The sequence below is a fragment of the Tatumella sp. JGM94 genome, from assembly GCF_018257595.1.
GTDB classification, from domain to species: Bacteria; Pseudomonadota; Gammaproteobacteria; order Enterobacterales; family Enterobacteriaceae; genus Tatumella; species Tatumella punctata.
In genome coordinates this window covers 35,838-49,075 of the sequence record NZ_JAERJN010000006.1, presented here as the reverse complement: position 1 = coordinate 49,075, position 13,238 = coordinate 35,838, and the positions used below count along the sequence as shown (strand labels likewise).

General features: G+C 49.0%; 14 protein-coding genes and 1 tRNA gene. All 15 read right to left on the bottom strand.

Annotation, left to right across the window (positions count from 1 at the left end; all coding sequences use genetic code 11):
- Positions 1 to 17: 17 nt before the first annotated feature.
- Positions 18 to 93: transfer RNA gene (locus JK216_RS06020), tRNA-Lys, on the bottom strand.
- 166 nt (positions 94 to 259) lie between these two features.
- Positions 260 to 1,039 carry a cell division protein CpoB gene (gene cpoB, locus JK216_RS06015; RefSeq protein WP_212706779.1) on the bottom strand — a complete coding sequence of 260 codons (780 nt, stop codon included), beginning with the start codon at positions 1,037 to 1,039 and terminating at the stop codon, positions 260 to 262.
- Positions 1,040 to 1,048: 9 nt separating this feature from the next.
- Entirely contained in the window at positions 1,049 to 1,564 is a 516-nt protein-coding gene (gene pal / locus JK216_RS06010; protein ID WP_212706780.1) for a peptidoglycan-associated lipoprotein Pal, read from the bottom strand.
- Positions 1,565 to 1,607: 43 nt separating this feature from the next.
- Positions 1,608 to 2,903 carry a Tol-Pal system beta propeller repeat protein TolB gene (gene tolB, locus JK216_RS06005; protein WP_212706781.1) on the bottom strand — a complete coding sequence of 432 codons (1,296 nt, stop codon included), beginning with the start codon at positions 2,901 to 2,903 and terminating at the stop codon, positions 1,608 to 1,610.
- A 117-nt stretch (positions 2,904 to 3,020) separates the two neighbouring features.
- Positions 3,021 to 4,184, bottom strand: a complete 1,164-nt coding sequence (tolA, locus tag JK216_RS06000) for a cell envelope integrity protein TolA (protein WP_212715374.1) — start codon at positions 4,182 to 4,184, stop codon at positions 3,021 to 3,023.
- 26 nt (positions 4,185 to 4,210) lie between these two features.
- Positions 4,211 to 4,639 (bottom strand): colicin uptake protein TolR, encoded by a 429-nt coding sequence (gene tolR, locus JK216_RS05995; RefSeq protein WP_212711102.1) that lies wholly within the window; start codon positions 4,637 to 4,639, stop codon positions 4,211 to 4,213.
- A gap of 14 nt (positions 4,640 to 4,653) precedes the next feature.
- Positions 4,654 to 5,340, bottom strand: a complete 687-nt coding sequence (gene tolQ, locus JK216_RS05990; protein WP_212706784.1) for a Tol-Pal system protein TolQ — start codon at positions 5,338 to 5,340, stop codon at positions 4,654 to 4,656.
- Positions 5,337 to 5,741: a tol-pal system-associated acyl-CoA thioesterase gene (gene ybgC, locus JK216_RS05985; protein ID WP_212706785.1), complete on the bottom strand. Its 405-nt coding sequence runs from the start codon at positions 5,739 to 5,741 to the stop codon at positions 5,337 to 5,339. Before ybgC ends, tolQ begins: the two co-directional genes overlap by 4 nt.
- A gap of 283 nt (positions 5,742 to 6,024) precedes the next feature.
- Entirely contained in the window at positions 6,025 to 6,312 is a 288-nt protein-coding gene (ybgE, locus tag JK216_RS05980; protein ID WP_249213367.1) for a cyd operon protein YbgE, read from the bottom strand.
- A gap of 8 nt (positions 6,313 to 6,320) precedes the next feature.
- Positions 6,321 to 6,431 (bottom strand): cytochrome bd-I oxidase subunit CydX, encoded by a 111-nt coding sequence (gene cydX / locus JK216_RS05975; protein ID WP_212706787.1) that lies wholly within the window; start codon positions 6,429 to 6,431, stop codon positions 6,321 to 6,323.
- A 14-nt stretch (positions 6,432 to 6,445) separates the two neighbouring features.
- The gene (cydB, locus tag JK216_RS05970; RefSeq protein ID WP_212706788.1) at positions 6,446 to 7,585 is read right to left on the bottom strand and encodes a cytochrome d ubiquinol oxidase subunit II; all 1,140 of its coding nucleotides are present in this window, start codon (positions 7,583 to 7,585) and stop codon (positions 6,446 to 6,448) included.
- Between the two features lie 15 nt (positions 7,586 to 7,600).
- Positions 7,601 to 9,169 (bottom strand): cytochrome ubiquinol oxidase subunit I, encoded by a 1,569-nt coding sequence (gene cydA, locus JK216_RS05965; protein ID WP_212706789.1) that lies wholly within the window; start codon positions 9,167 to 9,169, stop codon positions 7,601 to 7,603.
- 724 nt (positions 9,170 to 9,893) lie between these two features.
- Entirely contained in the window at positions 9,894 to 10,769 is an 876-nt protein-coding gene (sucD, locus tag JK216_RS05960) for a succinate--CoA ligase subunit alpha (RefSeq protein WP_212708377.1), read from the bottom strand.
- Positions 10,769 to 11,935 carry an ADP-forming succinate--CoA ligase subunit beta gene (gene sucC / locus JK216_RS05955; RefSeq protein WP_212708378.1) on the bottom strand — a complete coding sequence of 389 codons (1,167 nt, stop codon included), beginning with the start codon at positions 11,933 to 11,935 and terminating at the stop codon, positions 10,769 to 10,771. The genes sucD and sucC overlap by 1 nt, the downstream gene beginning before the upstream one ends.
- Before the next feature lie 68 nt (positions 11,936 to 12,003).
- Entirely contained in the window at positions 12,004 to 13,224 is a 1,221-nt protein-coding gene (gene odhB, locus JK216_RS05950) for a 2-oxoglutarate dehydrogenase complex dihydrolipoyllysine-residue succinyltransferase (RefSeq protein WP_212708379.1), read from the bottom strand.
- Positions 13,225 to 13,238 lie beyond the last annotated feature (14 nt).

Genomic DNA, 13,238 nt, shown 5'->3' with positions numbered 1-13,238 from the left:
ATAGCATTCTTAATGAATGGTGGGTCGTGCAGGATTCGAACCTGCGACCAATTGATTAAAAGTCAACTGCTCTACCAACTGAGCTAACGACCCCTCTTTTACCATTGCCGAATGCAATTTGTTTATCACCCGGCAACGGCGGCATATATTACTGATTTAACTGGGTAGCGCAACTCTTATTTAAAAAAAACTAACTGACTGCTTACCTTTCAGCCTGTAAGACCAGAAATGAAACGATTTCTGGTCAAATCATCGGTAATTAGCCTTCCGCCAGCTTTTTTTGTGCAGCTTTGGCAGATGCTGTTGCGGGATAAAGTTTTACCACTTGCTGGAAAACAGCCCTGGCTTTATCAGTATCTTTTTTATCCTGCATAACCACACCCACTTTAAATAATGCCTCAGGTGCTTTTGGTGATTTAGGATAATTTTTTACTACGGTCGCAAAATAATAGGCAGAATCATCAAGCTGACCTTTATTGTAGTAAAGCTGGCCCAGCCAGTAATTTGCATTAGGCTGATAAGTAGAATCCGGATATTTTTTCACCCACGCCTGCATTGCAGTGATCGCCTGATCAAACTTTTTCTGCTTCAGGATCAAATCAACAGCTGCATTATACTCGCTGTTTGCATCACCTGACTGGGTACCTGACGCGGCTTCTGTCGCCGGTGTGTTAGCGGTACTGGCAGCCCCATTGGTTGCCGCGGCAGCCGTTGCAGACGCAGAATTATTACTACTCAGCGCATCAATTTGCTGATAAAGCTGCTTTTGCTGCTCAGTAACCTGGCTAAGCTGATAGGTGTTTTGCTGAATCTGACCACGCAATGAGTCAATATCATTCTGGGTGTCACTGAGTTGCTGTTGCAGTTGTTGCAGTAACTGTGCCTGTGCATTCGAAATACGTTCAAGGGTGGTGACCCGGTCATCTACCGAGCCAGAGCCAACGCTACTGATTGACGCCTGAGCATGAGCGGCCGGAACGGCCGCTACAGCAATCAGTAACGACAGACTCAGGGTATGAAGTCTGAAGTTACTAATCATATTCTTCTCTTAGTAAACCAGTACGGCACGACGGTTTTTAGCCCAGGCGGCTTCGTCATGACCCAGTACTGCAGGTTTTTCTTTACCGTAAGATACGATAGACATTTGATCTTCGGCGACGCCTTTACCTTGCAGATACATTTTCACTGCATTAGCACGACGTTCACCCAGTGCAATATTGTATTCCGGTGTACCACGTTCATCCGCATGACCTTCGATAGTCACTTTGTATGAAGGGTTGCTGCGCAGGAAGTTAGCATGCTGATCCAGCATCTGAGCGTAGTCAGGCAGGATGTCATACTTATCCAGACCGAAGTAAACAATATTGTTCTGCTGCAGCTGCTGCATTTGCAGACGTGCCTGCTCATCAGAAGACATATTGCCGCTATTAGCGCCATTACCGTATGCACTGTCTGCACCGGTAGTTGCACCGCTATCATTATCATTTTTATGTGAGCTACAAGCTGCTACAGCCAGAACAGGCAGAGCAAGCATTAACCCTTTCAGCAGTTTATTCAGTTGCATTTCAAAATCCTATTATAGTTTGCCATACATATTTACACATGCATCACAGATACGGAGACCAGGCAGGTGATGACACCTGTCCGTCAGTCGCCGGAAGACGCGCTTTGAAACGCCCGTCGGTCGAAACCAACTGCAAGACGGACCCGTAACCCTGAGTAGAGCTATAGATAACCATTGTGCCGTTAGGTGCAAGACTTGGCGTCTCATCCAGGTACGTGTCCGTTAATGTTTGAACGGCTCCCGTTTCCAGATCCTGTTTAGTGACGTGCTGAGCACCGTTTGCGGTACTGATCATCACCATAAATTTCCCATTCGGGGCCACATCCGCATCCTGGTTCTGGTTGCCTTGCCAGGTAATACGTTGTGGTGTACCACCATTAATACCGATTTTATAAATTTGCGGACGTCCCGCCTGATCCGAAGTATACGCCAGAGACTGGCTGTCCGGGAACCATGTCGGTTCTGTACTGTTATATCGCGCATTTGTCAGCTGGCGAATCTGCCCCGACGCCAGATCCATCAGATAAAGATTCAGGCTGCCGGTCTTGGATAAAGCAAATGCCAGTTTGGTCCCGTCCGGAGAAAAGGCCGGTGCACCATTGTGTCGTGGGAAATCAGCGATAGTACGTATCGCACTGTTCGCCAGGGTCTGGACCACCAGTGCAGAACGGCCGGTTTCAAACGTAACATAGGCCAGTTTACTGCCATCCGGTGACCATGCCGGGGACATTAATGGTTGCGGTGAACGATGCACGACAAACTGGTTGTAGCCATCATAATCGGCAACACGCAGTTCCCATGGATACTGGCCACCATTGGTCTGAACGATATAAGCGATACGGGTACGGAATGCTCCTTTGATACCTGTCAGTTTCTGAAATACTTCGTCACTGGCAGTATGGGCCGCATAACGCAACCATTGTTTGGTCACTTTGTACGAGTTCTGAGAAAGTACGGTGCCCGGAGCCCCGGCGGTATCCACCAGCTGATACGATACCTGATAGCTGCCATCTGCATTCCCCTGAACCTGACCGACCACAACAGCATCAATCCCCAACGCAGACCATGCTGCAGGCTGAACCTCTTGTGCAGTTGTCGGTTGCTGAGGCAGGCGACTACGATCTAATGGATTGAACTTTCCACTGTTGCGTAAATCAGCTGCCACGATACCACCGATGTCCTCTGGCGCTGCACCTGTTCCCACCCACTGAAAAGGAACTACGCCTATCGGACGAGCCGTATTGACCCCCTGGGTGATTTCGATGCGTACTTCAGCCTGTGAGACTACGGTCCATAACAATAAAAAAAGACCCAAGGTTATACGAAATGCATGCTTCATCTTTTCTCCCTTATCTGAACTCAGTGTTCATGATAATTCGTATAAATTCCGATAAATTGTCTGATAAAAGAACGACTATCTTTGACAGCATAGTCGTTCTTTTATTCCGCGACACAGTTAAGGCTTAAATACCAGTGTTGCATCTTTTACCGCCTGCCAGACATCCTGACTTGGTGGTTTCGGAATACGTGCCAGTTTAGCCGCCGTAATCGCCGCCTGGCATAACGCCGTATCGCCTCCCGCCGACACCGCAGAAATCAGCGTCCCGTCTGGCATCAGTTTTATCCGGACATTACAGGTTTGCCCTGTATAGTTATCAGAGTCATAGAACTTGCTCTGAATAGCACCCTGTACCTGACCGATATAACTTTCAATCGCCGCACCTGATGCTCCGGATTTCTTCTGTGTTCCCTGACCAGCTGCAGAGGTCCCTGCATTTTTTCCTGCTTTGGGCGCATTTTTCCCTGACGCCAGCCCCCCCAGTAAATTATCAACTTCACTGCTTTGTCTGGCTGCCGCGGCGGCTTTGGCTTTCGCTTCTGCCGCTGCTTTCTGTTTCGCTTCCGCTGCTGCCTTCGCTTTCGCTTCTGCTTCAGCCTTCTGCTTCGCTTCCGCTACTGCCTTCGCTTTCGCTTCTGCCTCAGCCTTCTGCTTCGCTTCCGCTACTGCCTTCGCTTTCGCTTCTGCCTCAGCCTTCTGCTTCGCTTCCGCTGCTGCCTTCGCTTTCGCTTCTGCCTCAGCTTTCTGCTTCGCTTCCGCTACTGCCTTCGCTTTGGCTTCTGCCGCAGCAGCTTTCGCCTGCTGATCTGCCTGTGCTTTAGCTTCTGCCGCAGCAGCTTTCGCCTGCTGATCTGCCTGTGCTTTGGCTTCTGCCGCAGCGGCTTTCGCCTGCTGTTCTGCCTGTGCTTTGGCTTCTGCCGCAGCGGCTTTCGCCTGCTGATCTGCCTGTGCTTTGGCTTCTGCTGCAGCGGCTTTCGCCTGCTGATCTGCCTGTGCTTTGGCTTCTGCATCAGCATCGGCTTGCTTATCAGACTGTTGCTGTGCCTGTTTTGCGGCAGCCTGCTGCTGAGACTGCTGGGCATTATCGCGGTTGTATTGTTCAACGACAGCGCCAGGATCTACCATGACCGCATCAATGTCGCTTCCCCCGCCACCACCGCTGGGTTCAATATTTTCGTCAAACGAGCTAAGGATAAGCACCCCGACCACCAGAACATGCAAGGCGACGGATATCATCATTGAGCGCTTTAACTTATCGTTTTGTTCGGTTGCCTTCGACACTATTGGTTCCCAAAAACAGATGATAATTAAATCGGTTTGGTCATCAGACCGACAGACTTAACACCTGCCTGATGAAGTAAATTCAGTGCTTTAATTATTTCATCGTAAGGCACATCTTTTGCCCCGCCGATCAAAAATATACTTTTCGGATTCGCTTCCAGACAGTGCTGCGCCTCACTGATAATCTGTTCCGGCGGCAGTTGTTCTAACCGTTGATGATCTTCAACAATAGTATATTGTCCGACACCTGAGACTTCTAAAATCACCGGTGGGTTATCATCAGCAGACACTGTTTTAGAATCGGTAGCATCCGGCAGATCCACATTGACACTCTGGGTAATAATCGGTGCTGTTGCCATAAAAATCAGTAACAACACCAGCAATACATCCAGCAGCGGTACAATATTTATCTCTGACTTCAGGTCACGACGAGCGCGACCACGCGTTCTGGCCATGAGTCAACCTCTGCTTACTTAGGGCTTTCGCTGGTAAATGCCTGGCGATGCAGGATTGCGGTAAACTCTTCGGTGAAGTTATCGTAACCCTGTTCCAGCTTATTCACCCGCTGGTTCAGACGGTTATAAGCCATAACCGCAGGTATTGCCGCAAATAAACCAATTGCTGTCGCAATCAGTGCTTCCGCAATGCCGGGCGCAACCATTTGTAAAGTCGCCTGCTTCACTGCACCCAGAGCGATAAAGGCGTGCATAATCCCCCACACGGTACCAAACAGACCGATATACGGGCTGATAGATCCCACCGTACCGAGGAAAGGAATATGGTTTTCAAGATTTTCCAGTTCACGGTTCATCGAAATACGCATCGCACGGCTGGCACCTTCAACAACAGCTTCCGGCGCATGTACATTGGCACGGTGCAGCCGGGCAAACTCTTTAAATCCTGCGTAGAAAATCTGCTCTGAACCATTCAGTTCCTCACGGCGCCCCTGACTTTCCTGGTATAAACGGGATAAGTCGACACCTGACCAGAACTTATCTTCGAAGGCTTCGGCTTCACGGTTTGCCGCATTTAAAATACGGGTACGCTGAATAATGATGGCCCAGGATACGATGGAAAAACCAATCAAAATCAACATAATGAATTTGACCAGAAGGCTTGCCTTCAGGAACAAATCAAGGATGTTCATATCAGTCACTGCTTGAACTCCGCGACAATGGACTTAGGAAGCGCAATCGGCTTCATACGATGAGTGTTGATACAGGCAATAAGAACTTCAGCTTCATTAATCAGCCTGCCCTCTGAATTTAGCATGCGTTGACGAAAAGTCATGGTTGCCCGCCCCATATCGCTGACTTCACTCTCAATGTGCAGTAAGTCATCAAGCCGGGCTGCCGCAATGTAATCGACCGTCATACGCCGTACCACAAAAGCGGTCTGCTGCTCTAACAGCGTTTGCTGCGTAAAGCCGCACTGACGCAACATTTCGGTTCGTGCCCGTTCATAAAAAGCAATGTAGCTGGCGTGGTACACCACACCTCCGGCATCAGTGTCTTCGTAATAGACCCTGACCGGCCAACGAAACAGTAAGTTACTCACCCTGTATCCCGGTATTAAGTTAAACCAGCATACTATACGCAACTGAAATCGGCTTTGGAATGGGACAATACTGACCTGTGAAAATAATTATTTCCGCGGAAACACCCCTCGCCTCTGAGGGGGATAAATATGACAAACTCTTAAGATTTTTTACTCTCTGCGTACAGTCACAGCAGAAAAATTTGCATATACGGTAATAATTTCATCTCCTCTCGCAGGATAACCTGCGGGAGAAAATGATTTATTGGGATTGATCGTCAGAAAAAAGGAGGGAAATACGGATTCAGGCGCTGTAGAAGCAAATGATCGCAGACAATAAAATAATCCAGGCAAAAAGAGGATTAAACACTATCTGCCAGAGCATTGTACGGAGACGAAAACCACTGCCGTGTATCACACTGCTACACACCGCCCAGATGAGTAATATCCCCCACCACAGACTCAGCGTTTTTGAGGACAGTGAAAAACGGGTGGGATCCCAGAGAACACAACCTGCAACCAGCAAACCGGCGATCAGTGAAAGGCCCCGTAAAGGGGCCTTACCGGTCAGGTCATAAATCCTGCTGACCATCCGCTGCATCAGGCCTGTTCATCCTGATTATCTTTACTGCCATTCTCTAATGCCAGTGCAGTCATGATCCCGAAGGAACAAGCCAACAGCGTGCCAAGAATCCAGGCAAAATACCACATGGTTGACCTCTCTTTTAATACAGTGAATGGGTATTACGGTCGATATCATCTTTAGTGATCCGTCCGTACATTTTGTAATAACACCAGGCGGTATATGCCAGGATCAAAGGCACAAAGATAATCGCCGCAAACGTCATAGTGGTCAGAGTCAGCTTGCTGGAGGTCGCATCCCACATGGTCAGGCTCATACCAGGGTTAGTGTCCGATGGCATGATGAACGGGAACATAGCAATACCGGCAGTCATAATAACGCAGGCAATGGTCAGGGAAGAGAATACAAATGCCCAGGCGCCTTTGTTGAGACGGGTAGTGAGTATTGTCAGCAACGGCAGTACTGCCCCCAGCACCGGGAACAACCATAACACCGGCGACTGTTTAAAGTTTACCAGCCATGCACCACTTTCACGGATAACATCTTTACCAAGAGGATCCGAGGCGGCGTGACGATCGATTACACTTTTCACTACATAGCCATCAATACCATAAGCAATCCAGATGCCCGCCACAACAAAGCATACCAGCATCACCAGTGCTGTAACCTGCGTCATACTGCGGCTGCGCAGATACAATTCACCGGCAGTACGCATCTGCAGATAGGCCGCTCCCTGAGTCAGGATCATCGTCAGACTGACAATGCCGGCTAACAGGGCAAACGGATTCAGCAGCATAAAGAAATTACCCGTATAAAACAGGCGCAGATACTCATCCATGTGGAAAGGAACACCCTGCAGCAGGTTACCAAATGCCACACCTATTACCAGCGGCGGAACAAAGCTGCCGATGAAAATCCCCCAGTCCCACATTCCTCTCCAGCGGCTGTCAGCCAGTTTTGAACGATAATCAAAACCGATCGGCCGGAAGAACAATGAGGCCAGCACCAGAATCATCGCAATATAAAATCCGGAAAAGGCGGCCGCATAAACGGTCGGCCAGGCGGCAAACAGCGCACCACCGGCAGTAATCAGCCAGACCTGGTTACCGTCCCAATGGGGGGCAATACTGTTAATCATTATCCGGCGTTCAGTATCTGTTTTTCCGATAATCCGGCAGAGCATCCCTACCCCCATATCGAAACCATCGGTCACTGCAAACCCGATAAACAGAACCCCGATCAGCAGCCACCAGACAAAGCGCAATACTTCATAATCAAACATGTGTGCTCTCCTGAATTATCGTGCCGACTGAGTGGTTGCTGGCAATTGTTCATGATGATAGCGACCTGTTTTCAGACTGCTGGGTCCGAGACGAGCAAACTTGAACATCAGGTACATCTCTGCAATCAGGAACAACGTGTATAAACCACAAATCAGGCCCATGGAAAACAGCAGGTCGCCTGCTGTCAGGGAAGAGTTTGCCACAGCAGTCGGTAATACCTCACCGATAGCCCATGGCTGACGACCATATTCGGCCACAAACCAGCCTGACTCAACCGCGATCCAGGGTAACGGAATACCGAGTAATGCAGCTTTGAGTAACCAGCGGCATTTGCCAATCCGGTTACGCAGCACACTCCAGAAAGAAAGCGCAATAATCGCCAGCAGCAGCACTCCGCAAAGCACCATGATGCGGAAGGCAAAATAGAGCGGTGCTACTTCAGGGATAGAGTCTTTGGTCGCCTTCGCAATCTGAGCTTCTGTCGCATTGGTCACATCCGGTGTGTAACGTTTCAGCAGCAATCCATAACCCAGATCTTTTTTGGTTTGGTCGAATGCGGTACGTACCGCCGGATCCTGGTTGCCGTTGCGCAACTCATTCAGCAATCCATAGGCTTTCATCCCGTTACGAATACGAATTTCATGCTGCGCCAGTAAGTCTTTTAACCCGAGAACCGGGGTATCAAGAGAGCGCGTGGCAATTAATCCGAGCAGATAAGGGATTTGAATCGAGTAGTTATTTTTTTCAGTCTTCTGGTCCGGAATAGCAAACAGAGTGAATGAAGCGGGTGCCGGCTGAGTTTCCCATTCAGCTTCTATCGCAGCCAGCTTGGTTTTCTGTACATCCCCCATCTCGTAGCCTGATTCATCGCCAAGCAGAATAACGGACAACACGGCAGCCATACCAAAACTGGCAGCGATAGCAAACGAGCGTTTGGCAAATGCAGTATCCCGGCCTTTCAGTAAGTAGTACGCGCTGATACCCAGAATAAACATCGCCCCGGTGGTATAACCTGCGGCAACCGTATGAACAAATTTAACCTGCGCTACCGGATTAAGGACTAATTCGGAGAAACTGACCATCTCCATACGCATGGTTTCATAGTTAAATTCAGAGGCTACCGGATTTTGCATCCAGCCATTGGCCACCAGGATCCATAAGGCGGACATATTGGAACCCAGGGCAACCAGCCAGGTGACCGAAAGATGCTGAACCTTGCCCAGACGATCCCAGCCGAAAAAGAACAGACCGACAAAGGTGGACTCAAGGAAAAATGCCATCAGACCTTCGATGGCCAGCGGCGCTCCGAAAATATCTCCGACATAGTGGGAATAGTATGACCAGTTAGTCCCGAACTGAAACTCCATTGTCAGGCCGGTAGCGACCCCGAGGGCAAAGTTAATACCAAATAATTTCCCCCAGAACTTAGTCATATCTTTATAAATTTGTTTACCGCTCAGCACATATACGGTTTCCATAATTGCCAGCAGAAACGCCATACCGAGCGTCAGTGGCACAAACAGAAAGTGGTACATTGCAGTCAAGGCAAACTGTAGACGAGACAGTTCGACGATATCTAACATCCTGACTCCTTGCTCTTTTTAATAAAAATTCTCTTCAGATAACATTGGGTTGCTTCCGGACTTCAGAGAATAAGCCGTTAACGGTACCGGTAAATTGTACTTCGTTGTGTTGACAGAAAATTGACCGATTATTGATAATCAAACGTTTGTATCCGCTAATCAGGGTCTGATACCTGTCATTCCTCTGACTATCACTGTACTGTCAGGACTCACACCAGTGATCTTTATCAACTTTTTAATAACAGGAAAAACAACAGAAAAAACCCAAATTGACGTAAGACAATTTAATCTAAAATCCTTATTTATATCCAGCAGATAAAATAGATATAAGCCATGATTTATTGATCTAAGTCGTTATTTGTCGATAAACTTTTTGATATGTAAATGACCCTGTAACGATATCAATAGATATCCGTGATTACAGGCAGAGACAGAACGATGAACAATACAAGATTATTAAAAACCAGACTTCATGTCAGTTAACCCATGCATTTATAACATGCATTAAAGTAAGCGTAGTACATGATAGTGAATCAGGATATGTATTATTTACAGTTTAATGATATTTAAATAACAAAATAAATCATAATAAAAAGAATAATTGTATTTATCCCATTATTACAGCGTGTTAGTCGTTGAAGATTGTTTGTCATTCACTGACCTCTGCTATAGGGGAAAAAAAACCACCGCCGGCTGGCAGTGGTTTAATCAGAGCCGAAGGAGATCAGCGGGCAGGTAATACCGATTTCACAGCCTCACCGATCTCTGCGAGGCTGTGAACCGTTTTAACTCCGGCAGCTTCAAGAGCTGCAAATTTCTCATCTGCAGTCCCTTTCCCCCCGGCAATAATCGCGCCGGCATGCCCCATACGTTTACCTTTTGGTGCAGTCACACCGGCAATGTAGCTGACGACCGGTTTGGTCACATGCTGACTGATATAAGCGGCTGCTTCCTCTTCTGCACTCCCGCCAATTTCACCAATCATCACAATCGCCTCGGTCTGCGGATCCTGTTCAAACAATGCCAGAATATCAATAAAGTTTGAGCCTGGAATCGGGTCTCCGCCAATACCCACGCAGGTTGACTGTCCATAGCCAATATCTGTGGTTTGCTTAACAGCTTCATAAGTCAGTGTCCCTGAACGAGAGACAATCCCGATGCGACCCGGCAGATGGATATGACCTGGCATAATACCGATTTTACATTCTCCCGGAGTAATCACCCCCGGGCAGTTCGGGCCAATCATCCGCACACCGGCTTCATCTAGTTTGACTTTAACCGTCAGCATATCCAGCGTCGGGATACCTTCAGTGATAGTAATAATCAGTTTAATCCCGGCATCGATAGCTTCAAGGATACTGTCTTTGCAGAACGGTGCCGGCACATAAATAACCGAGGCTGTCGCTCCGGTATGCTCTACCGCTTCACGTACGGTATTGAATACCGGCAGGCCAAGGTGCGTGGTCCCGCCTTTACCCGGCGTGACTCCGCCCACCATTTGCGTACCATAAGCAATCGCCTGTTCAGAGTGAAATGTCCCCTGCCCGCCAGTAAATCCCTGGCAAATAACTTTGGTATTTTTGTCGATAAGAATTGACATTATTTGCCCTCCGCTGCAGCCACTACACGCTGAGCCGCGTCAGTGAGACTGGTTGCTGCAATAATATTTAAACCACTTTCGGCCAGTTTTTTCGCCCCTTTCTCCGCATTATTGCCTTCCAGACGGACCACTACCGGGACATTAACGCCGACTTCTTCAACCGCACCGATAATACCGTCGGCGATCAAATCGCAGCGGACAATACCACCGAAAATATTCACAAAAACCGCACTGACCGCATCATCCGACAAAATAATTTTAAATGCTTCGGTAACGCGTTCTTTAGTCGCACCACCGCCCACATCAAGGAAGTTCGCCGGCTGACCGCCGTGGTGCTTAACAATATCCATGGTTCCCATCGCCAGGCCGGCACCATTGACCATGCAACCAATATTGCCTTCCAGAGCTACGTAATTCAGCTCCCATTGTGCAGCACTGGCTTCACGGGCATCTTCCTGGCTTGGGTCATGCATTTCCCGCAGTTCAGGCTGACGGAATAACGCATTACTATCAATACTCAGTTTACCGTCCAGACACACCAGTTCCCCCGCGGTAGTTATCACCAGCGGGTTGATTTCCACCAGCGCCAGGTCCCGTTCAAGGAAGAGAGTTGCCAGTCCCATAAAAATTTTCGCAAACTGGCTCACCTGCCGGCCTTGCAGGCCAAGTTTAAATGCCAGTTCACGGCCCTGGTACGGCATCGGTCCGGTCAATGGATCAATGGCCATTTTGTGGATCAGATGAGGCGTTTCTTCCGCGACTTTCTCTATTTCCACACCACCTTCCGTCGAAGCCATAAAGACCACACGGCGGCTGCTGCGATCAACGACCGCACCCAGATATAATTCTTTATCAATATCAGTCGCCGCTTCGACCAGAATCTGATTGACTGGCTGACCATCAGCATCTGTCTGATAGGTAACCAGTTTGTTACCCAGCCACTGTTCAGCAAACGCACCAATGTCTTCTTTATTGTGCACAACCTTCACACCACCGGCTTTACCGCGACCACCGGCATGGACCTGACATTTCACGACCCAGGGCCCGGCTCCGATCTTCGATGCGGCTTCTTCCGCTTCACGCGGGGTTGTACAGGCATACCCTGTAGGGGCAGGTAAGCCGTACCGGGCAAACAGTTGTTTTGCCTGATATTCATGTAGATTCATGATGTTCTATCCATTCAGTTCTGAAAAGAATAAAAAACAGGCGCCCCTCAGGAACGCCCGGCTAAAAATCAGACATCCAGTAACAAGCGGGCCGGATCTTCCAGCAGCTCTTTAATCGCGACCAGATAACCCACGGATTCACGGCCATCGATCAAACGATGATCATAAGACAATGCCAGGTACATCATCGGCAGGATTACTACCTGACCATTGACGGCCATTGGTCGATCTTTTATCGCATGCATACCGAGGATCGCGCTCTGTGGCGGGTTAATGATCGGCGTCGACATCAGAGAGCCAAAGACTCCGCCATTGGTAATCGTGAAATTACCGCCCGTCAGTTCTTCAACCGTCAGTTTTCCGTCACGGCCTTTAATCGCCAGCTCTTTAATTTTCTTCTCGATCGCGGCCATGCTCAGGGCATCGACATCACGCAGCACCGGGGTGACCAGACCGCGCGGGGTAGACACGGCAATGCTGACATCAAAGTAGTTATGGTAGACCACATCATCACCATCGATGGAAGCATTGACTTCCGGATAGCGTTTCAGTGCCTCCACAACCGCTTTAAGGTAAAAAGACATAAACCCGAGCCGTACGCCGTGACGTTTTTCGAACGCTTCACCATACTGTTTACGGAGATCCATAATCGGTTGCATGTTCACTTCGTTAAACGTTGTCAGCATGGCAGTGCTGTTTTTCGCTTCCAGCAAACGTTCGGCCACCCGCTTACGTAACCGGGTCATCGGTACCCGTTTTTCACTGCGGTTGCTCAGTGCCGGTTGCTCTGCTGTTACTGTTGCTGCGGCAGCAGGCAGAGGGGCGGTCTTCTGTCCGGCCAGATATTTTTCAACATCTTCACGGGTCAGACGCCCGCCTACCCCGCTGCCTTTAATCTGAGAAGCATCCAGTGAATGTTCAGCAATTAAACGGCGGATAGCCGGGCTAAGAGCATCACTGGATTCTTCTTCCAGCGAAGCCGTCTGTCGTTGTGCCGGGGTCGATTCTTTGGCTTCGGTTTTCACCGCCGATTCTTTGCCGCTGCTGTTACCTTCTTTCAGACGGCCTAATAACTGGCGCGAAGTTACCGTCGCCCCTTCATCTTCCAGTACCGCCTCAAGCACCCCGTCAGCAAACGCCGGCACTTCCAGGATCACTTTATCGGTTTCAATTTCGACCAGCACTTCATCGCGCCGGACGCTGTCACCCGGTTTTTTATGCCAGGTAGCCACAGTGGCGTCGGCAACAGACTCCGGCAAATCGGGAACGAGAATATCTAAGCTACTCATTATCTTTCCTTATA

What these genes read in the sequence shown, in the direction of transcription:
- cpoB (WP_212706779.1), bottom strand. Translation starts at nt 1,039, where the DNA reads ATGATTAGTAACTTCAGACTTCATACCCTGAGTCTGTCGTTACTGATT.
- pal (WP_212706780.1), bottom strand. Translation starts at nt 1,564, where the DNA reads ATGCAACTGAATAAACTGCTGAAAGGGTTAATGCTTGCTCTGCCTGTT.
- tolB (WP_212706781.1), bottom strand. Translation starts at nt 2,903, where the DNA reads ATGAAGCATGCATTTCGTATAACCTTGGGTCTTTTTTTATTGTTATGG.
- tolR (WP_212711102.1), bottom strand. Translation starts at nt 4,639, where the DNA reads ATGGCCAGAACGCGTGGTCGCGCTCGTCGTGACCTGAAGTCAGAGATA.
- ybgE (WP_249213367.1), bottom strand. Translation starts at nt 6,312, where the DNA reads ATGGTCAGCAGGATTTATGACCTGACCGGTAAGGCCCCTTTACGGGGC.
- cydX (WP_212706787.1), bottom strand. Translation starts at nt 6,431, where the DNA reads ATGTGGTATTTTGCCTGGATTCTTGGCACGCTGTTGGCTTGTTCCTTC.
- cydB (WP_212706788.1), bottom strand. Translation starts at nt 7,585, where the DNA reads ATGTTTGATTATGAAGTATTGCGCTTTGTCTGGTGGCTGCTGATCGGG.
- cydA (WP_212706789.1), bottom strand. Translation starts at nt 9,169, where the DNA reads ATGTTAGATATCGTCGAACTGTCTCGTCTACAGTTTGCCTTGACTGCA.
- sucD (WP_212708377.1), bottom strand. Translation starts at nt 10,769, where the DNA reads ATGTCAATTCTTATCGACAAAAATACCAAAGTTATTTGCCAGGGATTT.
- sucC (WP_212708378.1), bottom strand. Translation starts at nt 11,935, where the DNA reads ATGAATCTACATGAATATCAGGCAAAACAACTGTTTGCCCGGTACGGC.
- odhB (WP_212708379.1), bottom strand. Translation starts at nt 13,224, where the DNA reads ATGAGTAGCTTAGATATTCTCGTTCCCGATTTGCCGGAGTCTGTTGCC.